The sequence below is a fragment of the Acidovorax sp. genome (assembly GCF_046294525.1).
Classification (GTDB): domain Bacteria; phylum Pseudomonadota; class Gammaproteobacteria; order Burkholderiales; family Burkholderiaceae_C; genus Acidovorax.
This window is the reverse complement of record NZ_JBKBKQ010000004.1, coordinates 64,988-84,825: the sequence shown is the minus strand read 5'-3', so window position 1 is coordinate 84,825 and position 19,838 is coordinate 64,988. Positions and strand designations below refer to the sequence as shown.

Annotated in this window: 17 protein-coding genes; 9 read left to right on the top strand and 8 right to left on the bottom strand. The window is 65.6% G+C overall.

The features are described 5' to 3' along the window. Nucleotides 1-16 precede the first annotated feature (16 nt). The 3 genes from nuoN to ACK4HJ_RS06350 all read left to right on the top strand — a co-directional run bounded on the left by nuoN (nt 17) and on the right by ACK4HJ_RS06350 (nt 2,453). Nucleotides 17-1,510, top strand: coding sequence for an NADH-quinone oxidoreductase subunit NuoN (gene nuoN, locus ACK4HJ_RS06360; RefSeq protein WP_409828882.1), 1,494 nt, complete (start codon nt 17-19; stop codon nt 1,508-1,510). Nucleotides 1,511-1,600: 90 nt separating this feature from the next. Continuing rightward, on the top strand, nt 1,601-1,906 hold the full coding sequence (locus ACK4HJ_RS06355; RefSeq protein WP_409828879.1) for a DUF2818 family protein: 306 nt from the start codon (nt 1,601-1,603) through the stop codon (nt 1,904-1,906). A 61-nt stretch (nt 1,907-1,967) separates the two neighbouring features. Continuing rightward, complete coding sequence (locus tag ACK4HJ_RS06350) at nt 1,968-2,453, top strand: DUF1178 family protein (protein ID WP_409828876.1); 486 nt, start codon at nt 1,968-1,970, stop codon at nt 2,451-2,453. A 221-nt stretch (nt 2,454-2,674) separates the two neighbouring features. Here the strand turns inward: ACK4HJ_RS06350 and ACK4HJ_RS06345 are convergent, their stop codons facing one another. After that, nucleotides 2,675-4,552 carry an ABC transporter transmembrane domain-containing protein gene (locus ACK4HJ_RS06345; RefSeq protein ID WP_409828873.1) on the bottom strand — a complete coding sequence of 626 codons (1,878 nt, stop codon included), beginning with the start codon at nt 4,550-4,552 and terminating at the stop codon, nt 2,675-2,677. Nucleotides 4,553-4,956: 404 nt separating this feature from the next. Here ACK4HJ_RS06345 and ACK4HJ_RS06340 point away from each other — a divergent pair, with 404 nt between their 5' ends. The 5 genes from ACK4HJ_RS06340 to ACK4HJ_RS06320 all read left to right on the top strand — a co-directional run bounded on the left by ACK4HJ_RS06340 (nt 4,957) and on the right by ACK4HJ_RS06320 (nt 9,807). Then, the gene (locus ACK4HJ_RS06340) at nt 4,957-5,727 is read left to right on the top strand and encodes an ABC transporter ATP-binding protein (protein ID WP_409828870.1); all 771 of its coding nucleotides are present in this window, start codon (nt 4,957-4,959) and stop codon (nt 5,725-5,727) included. Between the two features lies 1 nt (nt 5,728). Beyond that, complete coding sequence (locus ACK4HJ_RS06335) at nt 5,729-6,439, top strand: ABC transporter ATP-binding protein (protein WP_409828867.1); 711 nt, start codon at nt 5,729-5,731, stop codon at nt 6,437-6,439. Between the two features lie 91 nt (nt 6,440-6,530). Then, nucleotides 6,531-7,727 carry an ABC transporter substrate-binding protein gene (locus ACK4HJ_RS06330; protein ID WP_409828864.1) on the top strand — a complete coding sequence of 399 codons (1,197 nt, stop codon included), beginning with the start codon at nt 6,531-6,533 and terminating at the stop codon, nt 7,725-7,727. 188 nt (nt 7,728-7,915) lie between these two features. Then, the gene (locus tag ACK4HJ_RS06325; protein WP_409828861.1) at nt 7,916-8,800 is read left to right on the top strand and encodes a branched-chain amino acid ABC transporter permease; all 885 of its coding nucleotides are present in this window, start codon (nt 7,916-7,918) and stop codon (nt 8,798-8,800) included. A 14-nt stretch (nt 8,801-8,814) separates the two neighbouring features. After that, nucleotides 8,815-9,807, top strand: a complete 993-nt coding sequence (locus ACK4HJ_RS06320; RefSeq protein ID WP_409828858.1) for a branched-chain amino acid ABC transporter permease — start codon at nt 8,815-8,817, stop codon at nt 9,805-9,807. Between the two features lie 163 nt (nt 9,808-9,970). Here ACK4HJ_RS06320 and ACK4HJ_RS06315 read toward each other — a convergent pair whose 3' ends face one another. The 4 genes from ACK4HJ_RS06315 to ACK4HJ_RS06300 form a co-directional block, all read right to left on the bottom strand. Beyond that, a complete protein-coding gene (locus tag ACK4HJ_RS06315) occupies nt 9,971-11,095 on the bottom strand; it encodes a lipocalin-like domain-containing protein (protein ID WP_409828855.1) in 1,125 nt (374 codons plus the stop codon). A 62-nt stretch (nt 11,096-11,157) separates the two neighbouring features. Continuing rightward, complete coding sequence (locus tag ACK4HJ_RS06310) at nt 11,158-12,213, bottom strand: PLP-dependent cysteine synthase family protein (RefSeq protein ID WP_409828853.1); 1,056 nt, start codon at nt 12,211-12,213, stop codon at nt 11,158-11,160. Between the two features lie 91 nt (nt 12,214-12,304). Beyond that, nucleotides 12,305-13,390, bottom strand: coding sequence for a RelA/SpoT domain-containing protein (locus ACK4HJ_RS06305; protein WP_252657862.1), 1,086 nt, complete (start codon nt 13,388-13,390; stop codon nt 12,305-12,307). 196 nt (nt 13,391-13,586) lie between these two features. Beyond that, a complete protein-coding gene (locus ACK4HJ_RS06300) occupies nt 13,587-16,241 on the bottom strand; it encodes an FtsX-like permease family protein (RefSeq protein ID WP_409828849.1) in 2,655 nt (884 codons plus the stop codon). Between the two features lie 158 nt (nt 16,242-16,399). Here ACK4HJ_RS06300 and ACK4HJ_RS06295 point away from each other — a divergent pair, with 158 nt between their 5' ends. Beyond that, nucleotides 16,400-16,828: an Hsp20/alpha crystallin family protein gene (locus tag ACK4HJ_RS06295; protein WP_409828847.1), complete on the top strand. Its 429-nt coding sequence runs from the start codon at nt 16,400-16,402 to the stop codon at nt 16,826-16,828. Between the two features lie 47 nt (nt 16,829-16,875). Here ACK4HJ_RS06295 and ACK4HJ_RS06290 read toward each other — a convergent pair whose 3' ends face one another. Genes ACK4HJ_RS06290 through ACK4HJ_RS06280 form a run of 3 tightly spaced genes read right to left on the bottom strand, consistent with a single transcriptional unit; the run spans nt 16,876 to nt 19,767 of the window. Beyond that, nucleotides 16,876-17,526 (bottom strand): ABC transporter ATP-binding protein, encoded by a 651-nt coding sequence (locus tag ACK4HJ_RS06290; protein ID WP_409828844.1) that lies wholly within the window; start codon nt 17,524-17,526, stop codon nt 16,876-16,878. Beyond that, on the bottom strand, nt 17,523-18,539 hold the full coding sequence (miaA, locus tag ACK4HJ_RS06285; RefSeq protein ID WP_409828841.1) for a tRNA (adenosine(37)-N6)-dimethylallyltransferase MiaA: 1,017 nt from the start codon (nt 18,537-18,539) through the stop codon (nt 17,523-17,525). The genes ACK4HJ_RS06290 and miaA overlap by 4 nt, the downstream gene beginning before the upstream one ends. Continuing rightward, the gene (locus tag ACK4HJ_RS06280; RefSeq protein WP_409828838.1) at nt 18,526-19,767 is read right to left on the bottom strand and encodes a multidrug effflux MFS transporter; all 1,242 of its coding nucleotides are present in this window, start codon (nt 19,765-19,767) and stop codon (nt 18,526-18,528) included. Before ACK4HJ_RS06280 ends, miaA begins: the two co-directional genes overlap by 14 nt. Nucleotides 19,768-19,838: the final 71 nt, after the last annotated feature.

Below are 19,838 nucleotides of genomic sequence, written 5' to 3'. Positions count from 1 at the left end.
TGAGAGATTCAAGAAGATGATTGACAACATCAGCTGGCTAGCGATCTACCCCGAGATCGTGCTGCTCGTCATGGCCTGCGTGATCGCGCTGGTCGATCTGGGCGTGCACAGCGCGCGCCGCACCGGCACCTACGTGCTGACGATGCTGACCCTGGCCGTGGTGGCCGCGCTGCAGGGCATGTACGCCAGCAGCGGCAACACCTTCTACGGCTTTGGCAACATGGTCGTGAGCGACGCCATGGGCAACTGGCTCAAGTGTTTTGCCACTGTGGCGATGATGGTCACGCTGGTCTACAGCCGTCCCTATGCGGCAGACCGCGACATGCTGCGCGGTGGCGAAATGTTCACGCTGTCGATGTTTGCGCTGCTGGGCATGTTCATCATGATCTCGGGCAACAACTTCCTCGTGATCTACCTGGGCCTGGAGCTGCTGACCCTGTCGAGCTACGCCCTCGTGGCTCTGCGCCGCGACAACGCCACGGCCACCGAGGCCGCGATGAAGTACTTTGTGCTGGGCGCGATGGCCAGCGGCTTTCTGCTGTATGGCCTGTCCATGGTGTACGGCGCCACGGGTTCTCTCGACATCGGCCAGGTGTTCAAGGCTGTCAACTCCGGCCAGATCAAGCACCAAGTGCTGGTGTTCGGCCTGGTGTTTGTGGTGGCGGGGCTTGCTTTCAAGCTGGGCGTGGTGCCGTTCCACATGTGGATTCCTGACGTGTACCAGGGTGCTCCAACGGCGGTCACGCTGATGATCGGCGGTGCGCCCAAGCTCGCTGCCTTTGCCATCACCATTCGCCTGCTGGTGGACGGACTGCTGCCGCTGGCGATCGACTGGCAGCAGATGCTGGCCGTGCTGGCCATTGGTTCGCTGCTGGTGGGTAACCTCGCCGCCATCGCACAGACCAACCTCAAGCGCATGCTGGCGTACTCCACCATCTCGCAAATGGGCTTTGTGCTGCTGGGCCTGATGTCGGGTGTGGTCAACGGCAATGTGGACGCGACCGCGGTCGAGAACGCCTACAGCGCCTCGATGTTCTACGTGGTGACCTATGTGCTGACCACGCTGGCGGCCTTTGGCGTGATCCTGCTGCTGGCACGCGAGGGTTTCGAGAGCGAAGAGATTTCGGACTTTGCCGGTCTGAACCAGCGCAGCCCGCTGTATGCCGCTGTCATGGCGGTCTGCCTTTTCTCCATGGCCGGTATTCCGCCGCTGGTGGGTTTCTATGCCAAGCTGTCGGTGCTGCAGGCGCTGGTGGCCTCGGGCCAAAGCCTGTACATCGCACTTGCGGTGTTCGCTGTGATCATGTCGCTGATCGGCGCGTTCTACTATCTGCGCGTGGTGAAGGTGATGTACTTCGACGCTCCGCTCACGGCCACTACCGTGTCTGCCCCCGTGGACGTGCGCGTGGTGCTGACCGTGAACGGCGCCCTGGTGCTGGGCCTGGGCCTGCTGCCGGGTGGCTTGATGACGCTGTGTGCCGACGCCGTCGTGCGCGCGCTGGCGACCTGATGTACGAGCGACGATTGCATCGGGAACCGCGCCGCCGCAGCGCCACGATTTCTCGTTGCAGCTTGTAGCCGCCCGTTTCGTCTGTAGCCTGTGTCACTTACCGCTTCCGTCTGGCTGGTCATCGTGGCGGCATTCATTGCCGCCAACCTGCCGTTTGTGAACCACCGCTGGGCCGTGGTGGGCCCGGTGGCCGGTGGGCGCAAGCCGCTCGTGGGGCGGCTGGCTGAGTTGGTGGTCATGTATTTCCTGGTTGGCGGGCTGGCCCTGCTGCTGGAGCGCCGCGCGGGGCAGATTGCGCCGCAGGGCTGGGAGTTCTATGCCATCACCGGTACGCTGTTCCTCACACTCGCGTTTCCGGGATTTGTGTACCGCTACCTGTTGCGCCGCCACGGCTGATACCGGACGCCGTCATCACACGCCGTAGCCACCCAGCCACTGCATTCGTTCGTTCATTGCCATGAAGGTGCTCGACCTCCAATGCCGGCAGGCCCACGTCTTTGAGGGCTGGTTCGCGTCGGAAGACGACTTTCAGGACCAGCGACGGCGCGGCCTGGTGCAGTGCCCGCTGTGTGCCGACGACCAGATTGAAAAGCGCCTTAGCGCCCCCCGGCTGAACCTGGGTGCGCGGGAGCCCGTGCAGCCCCGCGCTGCCAGCGAGCCCGCTGCGATGGGCGCTGCCGCTCCCCAGACCCTTGCCGCACCCGCCGCGCTGCCCCCCGCCTTGCAGGCCGCGTGGCTGGAGTTGGCGCGCAAGGTGGTGGCCCACACCGAAGACGTGGGCGCGCAGTTTGCGGAGGAGGCGCGGCGCATGCACTACGGCGAGGTGCAGGAGCGCGCCATCCGCGGGCAGGCCACCCCGGATGAAGCCATGGAGCTGCTGGAAGAGGGGATTGCCGTGCTGCCCCTGCCGCTGCCAGCGGCAGCCAAGGAAACGCTGCAGTAGCAGGCCGTGAGGCGGACATCTCCTGGCCAGCTCCGGGGCCTGATGAGGCTTTTAGCCACCCCATCCATCGAAAAGTTTCAGTGTTTTGACCTCTAGCGCTTATCCAGAAAGCGCTGGCAGCTATGATTTTTGAATAGTCTAGGCCGAAGGCATTGCGTCTGCTGCCAGACTCGCAGCCCCAACGGCACGCACATTCACCACGTCCCGCCGACCAGTGCGCTCTACACCGTGAACTGCAGCGCCGCCAGGCGCGCATACACACCGCCCTGGGCCAGCAGCCCCGCATGGGTGCCTTGCTCCACGATCCTGCCGTGCTCCAGCACCACGATGCGGTCCGCGTTTTGCACCGTGGCTAGGCGGTGGGCAATGACCAGCGTGGTGCGGCGGCCGGTGTGGCGCTGCATGGCGGTGTCCAGTGCGGCCTGCACCATGCGCTCGCTCTCGGCGTCCAGCGCGCTGGTGGCCTCGTCCAGCAGCAGCAGGGGCGGGTTCTTGAGCATGGCGCGTGCGATGGCGATGCGCTGGCGCTGCCCGCCCGACAGGCGCACGCCGCGTTCTCCCAAAAACGTGTTGTAGCCCTCGGGCAGGGCGGTGATGAAATCGTGCGCAAATGCCGCGCGGGTGGCCGCCATGACGGCTTCGTCGGTCGCACCGGGGCTGCCGTAGCGTATGTTCTCCATGGCGGTTGCCGAGAAGATCACAGCATCTTGCGGCACGGTGCCGATGTGGGCGCGCAGGTCGTCAAGCCGCAGGTCGCGGATGTCCACTCCGTTCAGCCGGATCTGCCCGCGCGGTGTGCCGTCTGCCGCGTTGTCCACGTCGTAGAAGCGCTGCAGCAGTTGGAATACGGTGGTCTTGCCCGCACCGCTCGCGCCCACCAGCGCCACGGTTTCGCCGGGCACCAGGTGCAGCGAGAAGTCGTGCAGCGCAGGTTGGTCAGGACGCGAGGGGTAGTGGAAGTGCACCTGCTCAAATGACACCTCCAACCCCTTGTCGGTGGTAGGCAGTGGGCGCGGCGCGGCAGGATCGGCCACGGGCGAGCGGCTGGCCAGCAACTCCATCAGCCGCTCGGTGGCGCCTGCTGCGCGCAGCAGATCGCCATACACCTCGCCCAGCACGGCCACGGCGCCTGCCAGCAGGATGATGTACACCACCGTCTGCCCCAGGTGTCCCGCGCTCATGTGGCCGGCCAGCACGGCCTGCGTGCCACGGTACAGGCCCCACAGCAGAAGCGCCGCATTGGCGATGATGATGAAGGCCACCAGCACCGCGCGGGCCCGCGAGCGGTTGACCGCGGTCTGGAACGCGTTCTCGGTGGCCTGGCGAAAACGCAGGGACTCTCGCGGCTCGGCCGTGTAGCTTTGCACCACCGGCACGGCGTTCAGCACCTCGGCTGCGATGGCGCTTGAATCGGCCACGCGGTCCTGGCTGTCGCGCGACAGCCGCCGCACCCGCCGGCCGATCCACATGGTGGGCAGCACCACCAGCACCACGGCCGCCAGAACGATGGACATGACGTATGGGTTGGTCCACACCAGCATGGCCAGCGCGCCAATGCCCATCACGGCATTGCGCAGGCCCATTGACAGCGACGAGCCCACCACCGTCTGCACCAGCGTAGTGTCCGTGGTCAGGCGCGACAGCACCTCGCCGGTCTGCGTGGTTTCAAAGAACTGCGGGCTTTGCCGCAATACATGGCTGTATACGGCATCGCGCAGGTCGGCCGTCACACGCTCTCCCAGCCAACTTACCATGTAGAAGCGCGCGGCCGAGAACACCCCCAGTGCTACCGCCACGGCAAACAGCATCTCGAAATGACCGCGCAAGGCCATGGCGTGTGCGCCTTTGTCGGCCGCGCTGCCGCCCACCAGCCCGCCGTCGATCAAACCGCGCAGCGCCAGCGGAAACGCCAGCGTGACCAGCGCCGCCAGAACCAGGAACACCGCCGCCAGCGCAATGCGCCCCCGGTAAGGGCGCAGAAACGGAAGCAGCCCCGAAAGGGACCGGGGCGCACCCCTGGCCGCAGCACCAACGGCGGTGCGTGCAGGGGAGGGTGAAGACGTGGGCGAAGAACGAGGCGCGGTGGAGGTGGATGCCATCCAGTCAGTGTAGGGCCCGTGCCGATGGCGCGCAGCCGGTTGCGCGGCAGAGGCCAGGGGGGTGCACGTCGGCAGCAGCACACCGGCGCAGTCACGCGGGCGACGCCGATATGTAAGCAAAAAGTCAGTGAAGGCTTGCCTGCGCATGGCGGCTACGCCGCGCCCAAGTGACATGCGCAGCTCGTGAAACCACGGTCTGGCGCGGCTTGCAGCGTGATTGCCGTGCGGCGCCCAGCCTACCTGCGGATAGACCCTAGGAAGTAATACATAGGCATTAGTACCAGTATCTACCGGCCGGTAGAGGGGCATACCATGCACAGCGATTCGACACCCCGACACCACTCGGAGACCTTGCACGCAAGGCTCCTTCCTCCCTCAGTTCTTCACGGAGCGGCCAAGGCGCAATGAGCGACGTCATTCTCGAAACCCACAGCCTGACCAAAGAGTTCAAGGGCTTCACCGCCGTCAGCGACGTGAACCTGGCCGTGCGCCGCGGCTCCATCCATGCGCTGATCGGCCCCAACGGTGCGGGCAAGACCACCTGCTTCAACCTGCTTACCAAGTTCCTCACGCCCACCTCGGGTGTGATCCGCTTCAACGGGCACGACATCACCCGCGAACAGCCCGCGCAGATTGCGCGCCGCGGCGTCATCCGTTCGTTTCAGATCTCGGCGGTGTTTCCGCACCTCACGCTGCTGGAGAACGTGCGCCTGGGCCTGCAGCGCAAGCTGGGCACGTCGTTTCACTTCTGGCGCAGCGAGCGCACGCTCAATCAGCTGAATGATCGCGCCATGCAGTTGCTGACCGAAGTGGGCCTGGAAGACTTGGCCGACGAAGTGACTGTGAACCTGCCCTATGGCCGCAAGCGCGCGCTGGAGATTGCCACCACGCTGGCCATGGAGCCCGAGTTGATGCTGCTGGACGAGCCCACGCAGGGCATGGGCCATGAAGATGTGGACCGCGTCACCCAGCTCATCAAGAAGGTGTCGGCCGGCCGCACCATCCTGATGGTCGAGCACAACATGAAGGTCGTCTCCACGATTGCCGACTGCATCACCGTGCTGCAGCGTGGCGCTGTGCTGGCCGAAGGGCCTTACGCCGAAGTCTCGAACAACCCGCAAGTGATGGAAGCCTACATGGGCACGACAGATGGTCAACTCCAAGGGGCGCATTGAGATGAGCACCCCCGCACTCGAAATCAAGAGCCTCGAAGCCTGGTACGGCGAGTCCCATGTGCTGCACGGCGTGGACATCGTCGTGCAGCCCGGCGAGGTCGTGACCTTGCTCGGCCGCAATGGCGCCGGCCGCACCACCACCATGCGCGCCATCATGGGCCTCACAGGGGCGCGCAAAGGCTCCGTCAAGATCGACGGCGTGGAAACCGTGAACATGCCCACGCACCGCATCGCCCACCTGGGCGTGGGCTACTGCCCTGAAGAGCGCGGCATTTTTGCGAGCCTTTCGTGCGAAGAAAACCTGCTGCTGCCTCCGGCCCTCAAGACCGGCACGCCTGGCATGTCAGTGCAAGAGATCTACGCCATGTTCCCCAACCTGGCCGAGCGCAAGAACAGCCAGGGCACGCGCCTGTCGGGCGGCGAGCAGCAGATGCTGGCCGTGGCCCGCATCCTGCGCACGGGCGCCAAGTTGTTGCTGCTGGACGAGATATCCGAAGGCCTCGCTCCCGTCATCGTGCAGGCCCTGGCCCGCATGATCACCACGCTGCGCGAGAAGGGCTACACCATCGTGATGGTGGAGCAGAACTTCCGCTTTGCCGCGCCGCTGGCGGACCGCTTCTATGTGATGGAGCACGGCCGTATCGCCCTGCAGTTCGGCGCCGCCGAGCTGAACGACAAGATGCCCGTGCTCAACGAGCTGCTGGGCGTGTGATGGCGTCGCACGCCGCTCGCCAGACACGCCTCCGTTCATCGCATTGATTTCCCCATCGCTTTCTTCCACCACACCACCAGGAGACAAAACCATGAAGAAACAACTCAAAGTGTTGGCATTGATGCTGGGTGCCGCAGGCCTGGCCACCTCGGCCGCGCAGGCGCAGGACAAGGTCAAGATCGGCTTCATCACCGACATGTCGAGCCTGTATGCCGACGTGGAAGGCAAAAACGGCGCAGTGGCCATTCAGATGGCGATTGACGACTTCGGCGGCAAGGTGCTGGGCATGCCCATCGAGCTGCTCACCGCCGACCACCAGAACAAGGCCGACATCGCCGCATCGAAGGCTCGCGAGTGGATCGACACCCAGGGGCTGACCATGTTGTTCGGCGGCACCAACTCGGGCACCGCGCTCGCGTCTGCCAAGGTGGCTGCCGAGAAGAAGCGCGTGTATATCAACAACGGCGCCGCCAGCTCGGCCCTGACCAACGACCAGTGCACGCCCTACACGGTGCACTATGCCTACGACACCGTGGCCCTGGCCAAGGGCACGGGCTCGGCCATTGTGGACACCGGTGGCAAGAGCTGGTACTTCCTCACGGCCGACTACGCCTTCGGCCATGCGCTGGAGGCCGACACCACTGCGGTCGTCAAGGCCAAGGGCGGCAACGTGGTGGGCGCCGTGCGCCACCCGCTCAACGCGTCCGACTTCTCGTCCTTCCTGCTGCAGGCCCAAAACTCCAAGGCGCAGATCCTGGGCCTGGCCAATGCGGGCGGCGACACCATCAACTCCATCAAGGCCGCCAAGGAGTTTGGCATCGGCAAGAGCATGAAGTTGGCCGGCCTGCTGATCTTCATCTCCGACGTGCACAGCCTGGGCCTGCGCAACACCGAAGGCCTGCAGTTCACCACCAGCTGGTACTGGGACCTGAACGACGACACGCGCAAGTTTGCAGCCAAGTTCTTCGAGAAGACCAAGCGCATGCCCACCGAGATCCAGGCTGCCGACTACTCCGCCACCATGAACTACCTCAAGGCCGTAGAAGCCGCCAAGACGGTGGATGCCGACAAGGTGATGGCCACATGGCGCGGCATGAAGATGAACGACTTCTTCGGCTCGGGCCAGCTGCGTCCTGACGGCCGCTACGTGCACGACATGTACCTGATGGAAGTGAAGAAGCCTTCGGAGTCGACCAAGCCCTGGGACTACTACAAGCTCATCAAGAAGCTGCCTGGTGACCAGGTGTTCACCACCAAGGCCGAGAGCAAATGCCCGCTCTGGAAGTGATGGATGGCGCGCCCGTGAGGGCCGCGGGCTGACGCCCGGCCCGCTCGCCTGCCAGCCCGCGTGTGCCTTGCACGCACCGGCTGGCGGGTGGCATGTACCGCAACCCTGCACGGCGCATGCACGCACACCCCGCGCGCGCTCTCTGACCCCAACCCTCCGTTCCCTCTCTGCACCCGCTGCTCCTGCCCATGGAAATCTTTGGTGTCTCATTGCCCGGCCTGTTGAGCCAGCTCCTTCTGGGGCTGGTCAATGGATCGTTCTACGCAATCCTCAGCCTGGGGCTGGCCGTGATCTTCGGCCTGCTCAACGTCATCAACTTTGCGCACGGCGCGCTGTTCATGACCGGCGCCCTGATCACCTGGATGGCCATGAACTACTTCGGCATCAACTACTGGTTGATGCTGGTGCTGGCGCCGCTGGTGGTGGGGCTGTTCGGGGTGCTGATCGAGCGCCTGCTGCTGCGCTGGATCTACAAGCTCGACCACCTGTACGGCCTGCTGCTCACGCTGGGCCTCACGCTGCTGATCGAAGGGGTGTTCCGCTCCATTTACGGCGTGTCGGGCCTGGGTTACGACACGCCCGAGCTGCTGGAAGGCGCCACCAACCTGGGCTTCATGATCATGCCCAACTACCGCGCCTGGGTCGTGGTGGCTTCCATCGTCGTGTGCCTGGCCACGTGGTATGTGATCGAGAAAACCAAGCTCGGCGCGTACCTGCGCGCCGGCACTGAGAACCCGCGCCTGGTCGAGGCCTTCGGCATCAACGTGCCGGTGATGGTGACGCTGACCTACGCCTTTGGCGCCGCGCTGGCCGCCTTTGCCGGTGTGCTCGCAGCACCCGTGTACCAGGTCACGCCCCTCATGGGCCAGAACCTCATCATCGTGGTGTTTGCCGTGGTCGTGATTGGCGGCATGGGCTCCATCATGGGTTCCATCCTCACCGGGCTCGGCCTGGGCGTCATCGAAGGCTTCACCAAGGTGTTCTACCCCGAAGCATCGTCCACCGTGGTGTTCGTCATCATGGTCATCGTTCTCCTCATCCGCCCCGCCGGCCTGTTCGGCAAAGAGAAATAACCGGGGCAGCCAGCATGAACTTCAAGAACATTGCCCCCATCGGATACGGCCTGCTGCTGCTGGGCCTGGTTGTTGCGCCTTTCCTGGGCGCCTATCCCATCTTCGTGATGAAGCTCATGTGCTTTGCACTGTTTGCTTCGGCCTTCAACCTGCTGCTGGGCTTCACGGGCCTGCTGTCATTCGGCCACGCGGCGTTTTTGGGCGGCGCGGCCTATGTCACGGGCCATGCCGTCAAGGTGTGGGGCTTGACGCCCGAGGTGGGCATGCTGCTGGGCACCGGCGGCGGCGCGCTGCTGGGCCTGCTGTTCGGCTGGCTCGCCATCCGCCGCCAGGGCATCTACTTCTCCATGATCACGCTGGCGCTGGCGCAGATGCTGTTCTTCGTGTGCCTGCAGGCGCCCTTCACCGGCGGTGAGGACGGCTTGCAGGGCGTGCCGCGCGGCAAGCTGTTTGGCGTGCTGGACCTCAAGAACGACCTGACCATGTACTACGTGGCGCTGGTCATCGTGGTGGCGGCGTTCCTGCTCATCGTGCGCACCATCCACTCACCGTTCGGCCAGGTGCTCAAGGGCATCAAGGAGAACGAACCCCGCGCCATCTCGCTGGGCTACGACGTGCAGCACTTCAAGCTGCTGGCCTTTGTCATCTCGGCCGCCATTGCGGGCCTCGCAGGCTCCCTCAAGACGGTGGTGTTGGGCTTTGCCACGCTGTCTGACGTGCACTGGACCGCTTCGGGCCAGGTCATTCTGATGACGCTGGTCGGCGGCTTGGGCACGCTGTCAGGCCCGCTCATCGGATCGGCCGTGGTGGTGCTTCTGGAGAACAAGATCGGCGAGTTCGGCAACATGCTGGCGGCGCTGACCAGTGTGGAATGGTTCAAGACGCTGGGCGAATCCGTCACCATGGTCACGGGTCTCATCTTCGTGATCTGCGTGCTGGCCTTCCGCCGCGGCATCATGGGCGAGATCATTGCCTGGCTGGCAAGGCGCCGAGCCAGTCGCGGATAAGCTCAACGCGTAGATGCTTCCAGAAAGATAGCTGCTAGCGCTTGGTGGACAAGGGTTTCAGGCCGAAATAGCCTGAACCCCTTTGTTTTTGAGCGATACCAGCTATCAAATTGAAAGCAACGGAGCCAATGCGGGCGGTGGGGCCAACGCGCCCCCACACCACTCACCCCAGCCGAAGCGCCCGCGCATACCCCGTCATCTCCAGGTAGCCCCGGCCCACGACCTGGCCGCTGGCGTCGCGCAGCTCGCTCAGGCCTTCCCAGTAGATCGCGCCGGTAGAGCCCTGGCTGTCCAACTCCTGCGCGTCCAGCAGCGCGTGCACGGCAAAGCGGCCCACGGGCGTCTGCACGCGCCACTGCACCGGGTAGCGTGCGTTGCTGGCGGCGCTGGTCCACCAGCGCTCCGGCGCAAAGACCACGTCCTCTGCCCCAAACACCTGCACCGCCTGCCCCCGCGCGCGGAATGACCCGCCCGCCCATAGCGCCGACCCATCGGCCCGCCGCAGCCGGAAGGCCGTCAGCGCGCTGCCGTCTTCCAGGTTCATGCCAATCCAGTCCCATCCCACCGCCTCGGCGTGCATAAGCGCCTCGCTCCACTCGTGGTCCATCCACGCGCGGCCGGTGCCCGGCTCCACCGCCATGCGGCGGCCCGCCACTGTCAGGTGTCCGCTCACGGCCAGCTGCGGCTGGCTGTAGTAGTAGCTGGCCTGCGCCGCATCCGGCCCCTTGCGTGACAGGCCTTGCTGGCCCTGCAGCAGCACCGGCTGCGTGCTGTCGAACTGCAACTCCAGCCCCAGCTCGCTGCCGGTGATGCGCGTGGTGTAGCGGCTGCGCGGCTCCCCACCGGGGGTGCTGCCCGGCACATCACTGCGCTCCAGCGTCCAGTCTTGTAGCCGGATGCGCGTGTCCGCCTCGCTGGCCTGCGCCACACCAAAACCTGCGCGCGCGATGCGCTGGTCGTGCCGCAGGCGCTGGCCTTTCACGTCGGTGATGGCCGCATGCGCAAACAGCAGCTGCTTGGCCGCAAACGCCGATTGCAGGCCCTGCGTAGCATCCACCCGTGAGCGGAAAAACGTGAGCTGAAACCCCCACGGCTGGCCCTGCGCCTGCACATGGCCAGTGATGTACCACCACTCGGTGCGCAGCTCCGGGTGGCTGCCGTGGTCGCGCGGAAAGGCCAGCGTGCGCGCGGGCAGCGCCTGCGCCGCACCTGGCCAGAGCAGCGCGCCCAGCCCGGCTGCCTGCAGGCTGGCCCCCATCAGCCACTGGCGGCGTGTGGAGCTGTGCATGGTGTGGGGATCGATGTACGGGATGGAGTTTCGGAATGGAATTGCGGGACGGGGCAGGGCGCTCAGCCCATCAACGCGTCCACCTTGTGCTGCGCGGCCGAGCAGTCGCCAAACGTGCGGTACACCCAGTCGGTGTCGAAATACGTGGGCAGATACCGCTCGCCCGCATCGCACAGCAGCGACAGGATGGAGCCGCGCTCGCCCTGCTCGCGCATCTCGCTGGCCAGCGTGAGCATGGCCACAAAGTTGGTGCCTGTGGACGGCCCCACACGCCGCCCCAGCAACTGCGACAGCGCGCGCATGGCGGCAATGGATTCGCAGTCCGCCACATCCACCATACGGTCCACCAGCGTGCGGATAAAGCTGGGCTCCACACGGGGGCGGCCAATGCCTTCAATGCGCGATCCTGGTGCGGTCAGCTGCGCATCGCCCGTGCGGTGGTAGGCGCTGAACACCGACCCCGCCGGGTCGGCCACACACACTTGCGTGGCATGGCGCTGGTAGCGCACATAGCGGCCAATGGTCGCACTGGTGCCGCCCGTGCCCGCGCCCACCACAATCCAGCGCGGCACAGGGTGCGGCTCGCGCGCCATCTGCGTGAACATGCTCTCGGCAATGTTGTTGTTACCCCGCCAGTCGGTCGCGCGCTCGGCATACGTGAACTGGTCCATGTAGTGACCGCCCGTCTCCTCGGCAATCGCACGGGCCGCGTCATACACCGCGCCCGCGCTGTCCACAAAGTGGCAACGCCCGCCATGGAACTCGATCTGCGCGACCTTCTCGGGCGAGGTGCTGCGCGGCATCACCGCCACAAACGGCAGCCCCAGCAGCCGCGCAAAGTAGGCCTCGCTCACCGCCGTGGAGCCGCTGGACGATTCGACGATGGTCGAGCCCTCATGCACCCAGCCATTGCACAGCGCATACAAAAACAGCGACCGCGCCAGCCGGTGCTTCAGGCTGCCCGTGGGGTGGGTGGATTCGTCTTTGAGGTACAGGTCAATGCCATGCGCGGCAAAGGCGGGCAGCCGCAGCGGGATCAGGTGCGTGTCGGCACTGCGCTGGTAGTCGGCTTCGATGCGGGCGATGGCTTCGTGGAGCCAGGGGGTGGGGAGGGTCATGGGGGGGAGAGATGTGAATAGTGTCAGCTGACGTTCTCTAGTCCTTGCCATGGCGACAAGTGAACAGAAATCGGTGATTTTGAAAAGTGCCTCAAGCGGAGTGCCGATATTTTCTAATAAAAATATTGACTAACGAGATGAATTGTTCGGTGTCGAGGTAATAGTTTGGATAAGCTTCTCTTATGGATCGAAAAGATTCTGCACCAACCAAAACTACTTGAGCTCCTGAATAGTCGGCAAGTTCTGGAAATAATGGCATTTGGCGAGACTTGAACGGGAGAAGTCTTTCATATCGCTGATATTCCTTCTGAGCAGCATCCGCCTCGTCTTTGGCGAATGAAAATACCTGTAAACCCGGCTCATCTGGAAGTAGTACCAAGAGGAAGTACCCAGCATTTTTCGCCTTCGGTTGCTCGGTTGCTCGAAGCGCTGCACGGTAGGCAGTTAGCTTTTTGTTCACCTCTAGGCTTTTATCCAGGTTAGCCAATTCTCTTGCGACTTGACCGCGAGACATAAATGGACTTCTGCCAAATGCAGGTGTTTCCGAGTACTCTAGTGCCAATGAGGCTATTTGAAAATAAGAGAGCCACATGCTCTCACCTTGACTGGACTTCAGTGCTTGACCTACGACCGCCCCAACTGTCTCCACTGCAGTCGCCCAAGCGTGTTGCGCGTGCGAGCGAAGCTGAACTTCGAGTAGAAGATTGCTGTATTCAGGTTTCGCGGAGCTTTGGAACTTGTATACCAAATGCACTCCACGATATCCAGAGCTTTTCGGACTTGCAATGTAGTCATCCTCGGATATCAGTACGTGTTTTGATCGACTTTTATAAAATTTACTACGAAGCCTGTAAACGTCTTCTATTGTTGGAACTACAGCCCGGCAACCACCGATGTCCTGCATTTGAGTGAGTCTCATCGATTCGCGCGAGAGCTTGGCGAGTATGGAGCGAGAGCGCTTTAATCTCTGAACAACCACAGCAGATAAACCCAGGCGGCTCACTTTGCCCTTTAAGCTGACGGTAATTGAATTCAACGGAAATGCATGAGAGGCGCGCCAGTTTCCCAAAATTTCCCAAGCCAACTCGTCAAATTCCTCTGAGTTTTTTGTCGCTGCCAAACTTCTGCCGGCCTTGTCAAACGCGTTCTTGCTATATGCCGGGATGGAGTAGGACATGATTTGAATGAATTAATTTTATGGATGATGTGTCGCGTTGCTTTGCTGTCACCCCACTTAAAGTCTTTTTGCAAGATCGGATGGAGGGCAGAGCAGAAGAACTACAGCGTGCAATATGGTTCACCCAGCATCAAGTATGGGTTGGTATTTGATTGAATGTTACAGACCTACACGGTTGCTGGACTCAGAACCATCGCTACCAATCCTCCTTCACCGCCATCACCGCATCCCTCCCCGCAGCCGCCCGCCCCGCCAGCCACGCGGTGACCGTGCCCGACACAACAACCGCAGCACACAACGCGAGCAGCCTCCCCCCCGGCACCGCCAGATCCATCGTCCAGTGAAAACTCTGCGGGTTGACCACGTGCACCAGCACCACCGACACGGCCAGCCCCAGCAGCACGCCTGCCGCCGCGCCCACGGCCGTCCACGCAGCGCCTTCGCCAGCCACCACGGTCAGGATCTGCCGCCGGGTGAGGCCCAGGTGGGCGAGCAGGCCGAACTCCTTGCGACGGGCCAGCACCTGGGCGCTGAAGCTGGCGGCCACGCCGAACAGGCCGATGGCGATGGCCACGGCCTGCAGCCAGTAGGTGACGGCAAAGCTGCGGTCGAAGATGCGCAGCGAGCGGTCGCGGATGGCGCCGGAGGAGGCGAATTCGACCAGGGCTTCGCCGTTGTCGCCCGCGCCCGCCGTGCGGCCTGCGTGGGTGGTGGCCAAATTGCGGATGGCGGCCTGCAGCGCGGCGGTGTCGGCGCCCTCACGGGGCCACAGGGCCAGGTCGCTGGTGCGGGCGTCGCCGGTCAGGCGCAGCCAGGCGGCGCGATCCATGGCCACGGCGCCGGACTGGCGGGCGTAGTCGCGCCATACGCCTGCTATGTAAAAGATAGCTGCTTGGGCATGTCCATCGAGCGCAAACGGCCTAAAAGACTCTGAAAGTGCGGGCCATTCCATGCCGGGGCGCACGCCATACAGGTCCACCACCGCCTCGCTGATGTAGACGGCCACGCGGCCCGCAGGCACGCTGAGGGGCTCGCCCACCAGGGGCAGGCTTTGGGCGGGGTTGTCGCCCAGCGGGCGGCTCAGCACCGCCAGGGCGGGCAGGGTGGGCGAGAGCTGCACGGGGCTGGCGCGCAGGGGCTGCACGCGTTCCACGCCGGGTAGCTGGGCCACGGCTTCGGCAAAACCGGCGGGCAGCAGCGCGGCCTCGGTGCCCGTGGTGGTGCTGGTGCTGAGGGCCGAGCGCACATACAGCGGCGACGGCAGCACGGCGTCCAGCCACTGCGTGACTGAGCCGCGAAAGCTGGCCACCATCACCGTCAGCGCCACGGCCAGGCTGAGCGATGCGACCACGCCGCCCACGGCAATGGCCGCGCTGCCGCGCATGCGGCGTGCGCGCTCCAGCGCCAGCAGGGGCAGCGTGTGGCGCGCGGCCAGCGGCTGGAGGGCTGCCAGCAGCCGCGCCATGCCCCAGGGCAGCAGCGCAATGCCGCCCACCAGCAAAAGGCCGATGGCCACATACGCCGCCAGCGGCACGCCGCCCACCGGGGGCGCCAGTGCCAGCAGGGCGCCGCCCGCCAGCAGCACCAGGCCCAGCGTGCCCCGGTCGGCCTGGCTGGCGGCGGTGCCCAGGCCCTTCAGCGTTTGCGCCGGGGGCAGCTGCTGTGCGGCGCGGGCGGGCCACCAGCCGCCCACCAGTGCGGCGGCCACGCCCAGCGCGCCGTAGACCAGCGCGGCGGGGGCGCTCCACTGCAGCGCGGGCTGCACGCCTGCAAAGTAGCCTCCGCCCAGGTCGCCACCCAGCAGTTGCAAGGCGGTGGCGGCCAGGGCGGTGCCCAGGGTGATGCCCAGCACGCTGCCCAACAGCCCCAGCGCGGCCGATTCGGCCAGCACCAGCAGCAGGCGCTGGCGCGGCGTGGCGCCCAGCACGGCCAGCAGCGCAAACTGCGGCCCGCGCTGCGCCACGCTGAGCGCCAGCACCGAGAACACCAAAAAGGCCCCGGTGAACAGCGCCACCAGCGCCAGCACCGTGAGGTTGACGCGATACGCGCGCGAGAGGTTGCTGATGCGCTGGGCCGCATCGCCCGGCTGCGCAAACACGGCGTTGGCGGGCCAGCCGGGTTCGGCGCGCAGCGTGCGCTGCCAGGCGGCGGTGTCGGTGCCGGGCTGCAGTTGCAGGTCGATGCGCGTGAGCACGCCCTGGCGGCCAAAAAGGTCTTGCGCGGCTCCAATGTCCATCACCGCCAGCGGCGCGCCACCGGCGGCCACGGTGCCTGCCACCTGCACCGACACGCGCTGCTGCAGGCCGGTGATCAGGAGCACGGTGGGCAGCGGGGTGCCGGCCTGCGGGCCGCTGGTGGGCAGGCCGAGCGCCTGCAGCGCGGCGGTGTTGAGGAACACGGTGGCGGGCGCGAACCGGGCGTAGCGGTCGGCCCCATCCCATGGGCGCGGCATGAGCGCGGGGGCCATGGGGGGTAGCAGCAGCGCGTCGGCGCCCAGCACGCGCAGCGGGGTGCGGGCGGGCGGGGGTGCGGCAGCGGCATCCGTTGCCTGCGCCACGGCCGACAGCTCCAACAGCGGGCCGGCGCGGGCCACCTGCGGGTCGGTGGCCAGGCGCTCGTACAGCGCCTCGGGCAGGCTGCCCTGCATGGCGCGCAGCTCCAGGTCGGGCTGGCCGTTGACGGCGCGCACGGCCTGCGAAAACTCGTCCAGCGCAGAAGCATTAATCACATGCACCGCAAACGCCAGTGCCACGCCCAGCATCACGGCTGCCACTGCTGCGGCGCTGCGCCAGGGGTGGTGGCGCAGGTCTTGCCAGGAGAAGGTGCGAAGCAAAGCGAGCATGGGGTGCATTGTGGCCGCGGGTATGGGGAGGCTAGGTTTTTGACGCACATCAACCTCGCGTTTCGCACCCCTTGAAGCGTCGAAAAGCTGCGCCTATCTTGGAGTCAGGGCCCGCCCTCCTGCGCAGGCTCAGTTGTCCGTTTCAACCCCTTTTCAGGAGCAAAACCATGAACTCTCTTGTGACCCGCGGCAGTCTGTTTGACGACTTCTTCAAGGACATCGCCCCCGGCTTTTACGTGCGCCCGCTGCATGGCGACAACCTGCCTTCGCCCAGCCAGATCAAGGTGGATGTGAAGGAGACCGAAGGCGGCTACACGGTGCAGGCCGAAGTGCCCGGGGTGTCCAAGGAGGACATCCATGTCTCGCTCGAAGGCAATGTGGTGAGCCTGCGCGCCGAGGTGCGCCAGCACGATGAAAAGCGCGAAGGCGAAAAGGTGCTGCGCAGCGAGCGCTACTACGGCGCCGTGGCCCGCAGCTTCCAGCTGCCCGCCGATGTGGACGCTGCCCAGGCCAAGGCCAAGTACGACAACGGCGTGCTGACGCTGAACCTGCCCAAGAAGGTGAACAAGGCGGCCCAGCGGCTGAATATCGAATAAGCCAGCCCGCGCTGCGGCTGCCTCTGTTGCTGCCGGGTGGGCAGGGTCTATGCAGCGATGCCGCTGGCCGTGAGCCGCAGCACCCGGTCCGCCCGCGCCGCTGCGGCATCGGAATGTGTGACCAGCACCAGCGATGCGCCGTGCTCGCGCGTCTGCGCGAGCAGCAGGTCCATCACGCGGGTGGCGGTGGTGGGGTCGAGGTTGCCGGTGGGCTCGTCGGCCAGCAGCAGGGCGGGGCGGTGCACCAGCGCGCGGGCAATGGCCACGCGCTGCAGTTGGCCGCCGCTGAGTTGCTGCGGCAGCCGTGCGCCCAGGCCCTGCAGGCCCACGGCGGTCAGCATGTGCTGCACGCGCTCGGGCTCGCTTTGTCCTAGCAGCATCAGCGGCAGGGCCAGGTTCTGCGCCACGTCCAGGTGCGGCAGCACGTGGAAGGCCTGGAACACAAAACCCACATGCGCACGCCTCCACAGCGCACGGGCGGTGTCGTCCAGCTGGCCCAGGTCGGTGGCGCCGTGGGTGATGCTGCCGGTGTCCCAGGTGTCCAGCCCCGCCAGGCAGTTGAGCAGGGTGGACTTGCCCACGCCCGAGTCGCCCACGATGGCCACAAACTCACCCGGCTCCACGCTGAAGTGCACGTTGGCAAACACCGGCGTGCTGCCGTAGTGTTTGCCCAGGCCATCCACGCGCAGCGGGGTCATGACGGGGTGCGCTGCTGCTGATGGTCCAGCCGCTGCAGCACGGCCTGCACCAGTTGGGCCACGGCGTGGGGGTGGTCGCAGGCGATGGCGTGGCGCTGCGGCATGCTGCGCAGCCAGGTGATCTGGCGCTTGGCCAGCTGGCGCGTGGCGGCAATGCCGCGTTCGCGCAGCAGGCCCATGTTGATAGGGCGGCCGGGCGCTTGCGCGGCGATGAAGTCCAGCTCGTCCCACACCTGGCGGTAGCCCACGCAGCGCATGGAGGGCAGGTCGGGGTGCAGGTCGCCGCGTGCGCGCAGGGCCTGCACCTCGTCGATGAAGCCACCGGCCAGCATGGCGTCAAAACGCTGGGCAATGCGGTCGTGCAGCCAGGCGCGGTCGTCGGGTTCCAAGGAAAAAAAGGCGCTTGCGCCCGTTGGTAAAGCGCTGCCAGCTCCTTTTTTTGTAGTGTGAAAGCTCGACAGCGGCTGGCCGGACACCTGCCACACCTCCAGCGCGCGCTGGATGCGCTGGCTGTCGCCAGGCGCCAGGCGGGCCGCCGTGACCGGATCGACGCGCGCCAGCTCGGCGTGCAGCGCGGGCCACCCTTGTTCGGCGGCCTGGGCCTCGATCTTTGCGCGCACCTCGGGGTCGGCCGCAGGCATGTCGTCGATGCCGTCGAACAGCGCCTTGAAGTACAGCATGGTGCCGCCCACCAGCAGCGGCAGGGCGCCGCGTGCGCGGATCTCGGTGATGAGCCGGGTGGCATCCTGCACAAACTCGGCGGCGCTGTAGGCCTGCAGCGGGTCGCGGATGTCGATGAGGTGGTGGGGCACGGCAGCGCGCTCGTCCGGCGCGGGCTTGGCGGTGCCGATGTCCATGCCTCTGTACACCAGGGCCGAATCCACGCTGATGATCTCGACCGGCCGGCCCTGTTTGCCCAGCACAGCGGCCAGGGCCAGGGCGCCAGCGGTCTTGCCTGACGCCGTGGGGCCGGCCAGGGCAATGGCGGGCAAAGCCGTTTCAGGCACGGTCACGGGCGGCTCCGAACTTCTGCACCAGCGTCCACGAGATGACAGCCAGCACCACCGACCAGAACCAAATGCCGTTGACCAGCGGCCACACCGTGCCATCGAGCCGCTGGCCCAGCCAGCCGCCAACCGTAAAGGCCGCCAGCATCATCATGAAACCGTTGAGGGCGGACGCAACGCCCGCCGCCTGCGGAAACGGCCCCACAGCCCCGCTTTGCCCGCAGGGCTGGTGGATGCCATGGCCCACCATGAACAAGTAAAACGGCAGCAGCAAGGCCCAGGGGTGGTGCCAGCCCATCCAGGCCACCAGTGCCATCAGCGTGCCGCCGGCCACGCTCAGGCCCCCGGCAACCATCACCGTACGTTTCAGCCCATAGCGGGCCAACAGGCGGCGGCACAAAAACGTGCCGCCCAGGTAGGCAATGCAGGCTGAGGCCATGGTCCAGCCATACTGGGTGCGCGTGAGGCCCAGCACGTCGATGTAGACAAACGAAGACGCCGCCAGAAAGGTGAAAAGCCCGCCATAGGTTGCCGTGGTCTGCAGCGAAAACGCCCAGAAGGTGGGGCTCTTCAGCACATGCAGCCAGGTGCCGACCAGCGCGCGCGGCTGCAGCGCCCGGGGGTTGCGTTGCGCCAGTGTCTCGGGCATGCGCAGGGCCACCAGGGCCAGGGTGACGACCGCATACACAGTCAAGGCGGACAGCGCGGCACGCCAGCCCAGCCACTCGCTCAGCAGCCCGCCCAACGGTGCGCAGATGCATGCCACGATTCCCAGCCCGGTGAGCGCCTTGGACATGGCGCGCGCCCCTTCCAGCGGCGTATACAGGTCGCGCACGATGGCGCGCGCACACATCACCACCGCGCCCATAGCCGCGCCCTGTGCGATGCGCCACACAATGAGCAGCGCCATGCTGGGTGCCAGCGCGCTGCCCACCGAGGCCACGGTGTAGATGGCCAGGCCCGCCAGCAGCACGGGGCGGCGGCCAAAGCGGTCCGACAGCGGGCCCCACACCATTTGCGAGCAGCCAAACGCCAGCAGCAGCCCGCTGAGAGTGAGTTGTGCCGCCGACAGCGGCGCACCCAGGCTGCGCGTGAGCGCGGGCAGGGCGGGCAGGTACAGGTCGGTGGTGACGGGTTGGATGGACAGCAGCAGGGCGAGGACCAGGATGGCCAAGCCGGGGTTGATGGAGATGGGTGCGGCCGCAGACGCAGCGGTGGCGGAAGGGGCAGACATATCTGTCTGAGCGTACCAGACGGGGCCCATGGCGCTGACTAGGTCTATCGACCCTCTTGTCTGCGAGGGAG

Excerpts from the sequence above, each read along its gene's own strand:
- nuoN (WP_409828882.1), top strand. The coding sequence starts at position 17 with ATGATTGACAACATCAGCTGGCTAGCGATCTACCCCGAGATCGTGCTG.
- ACK4HJ_RS06350 (WP_409828876.1), top strand. The coding sequence starts at position 1,968 with ATGAAGGTGCTCGACCTCCAATGCCGGCAGGCCCACGTCTTTGAGGGC.
- ACK4HJ_RS06345 (WP_409828873.1), bottom strand. The coding sequence starts at position 4,552 with ATGGCATCCACCTCCACCGCGCCTCGTTCTTCGCCCACGTCTTCACCC.
- ACK4HJ_RS06340 (WP_409828870.1), top strand. The coding sequence starts at position 4,957 with ATGAGCGACGTCATTCTCGAAACCCACAGCCTGACCAAAGAGTTCAAG.
- ACK4HJ_RS06335 (WP_409828867.1), top strand. The coding sequence starts at position 5,729 with ATGAGCACCCCCGCACTCGAAATCAAGAGCCTCGAAGCCTGGTACGGC.
- ACK4HJ_RS06330 (WP_409828864.1), top strand. The coding sequence starts at position 6,531 with ATGAAGAAACAACTCAAAGTGTTGGCATTGATGCTGGGTGCCGCAGGC.
- ACK4HJ_RS06325 (WP_409828861.1), top strand. The coding sequence starts at position 7,916 with ATGGAAATCTTTGGTGTCTCATTGCCCGGCCTGTTGAGCCAGCTCCTT.
- ACK4HJ_RS06320 (WP_409828858.1), top strand. The coding sequence starts at position 8,815 with ATGAACTTCAAGAACATTGCCCCCATCGGATACGGCCTGCTGCTGCTG.
- ACK4HJ_RS06315 (WP_409828855.1), bottom strand. The coding sequence starts at position 11,095 with ATGCACAGCTCCACACGCCGCCAGTGGCTGATGGGGGCCAGCCTGCAG.
- ACK4HJ_RS06310 (WP_409828853.1), bottom strand. The coding sequence starts at position 12,213 with ATGACCCTCCCCACCCCCTGGCTCCACGAAGCCATCGCCCGCATCGAA.
- ACK4HJ_RS06305 (WP_252657862.1), bottom strand. The coding sequence starts at position 13,390 with ATGTCCTACTCCATCCCGGCATATAGCAAGAACGCGTTTGACAAGGCC.
- ACK4HJ_RS06300 (WP_409828849.1), bottom strand. The coding sequence starts at position 16,241 with ATGCACCCCATGCTCGCTTTGCTTCGCACCTTCTCCTGGCAAGACCTG.
- ACK4HJ_RS06295 (WP_409828847.1), top strand. The coding sequence starts at position 16,400 with ATGAACTCTCTTGTGACCCGCGGCAGTCTGTTTGACGACTTCTTCAAG.
- ACK4HJ_RS06290 (WP_409828844.1), bottom strand. The coding sequence starts at position 17,526 with ATGACCCCGCTGCGCGTGGATGGCCTGGGCAAACACTACGGCAGCACG.
- ACK4HJ_RS06280 (WP_409828838.1), bottom strand. The coding sequence starts at position 19,767 with ATGTCTGCCCCTTCCGCCACCGCTGCGTCTGCGGCCGCACCCATCTCC.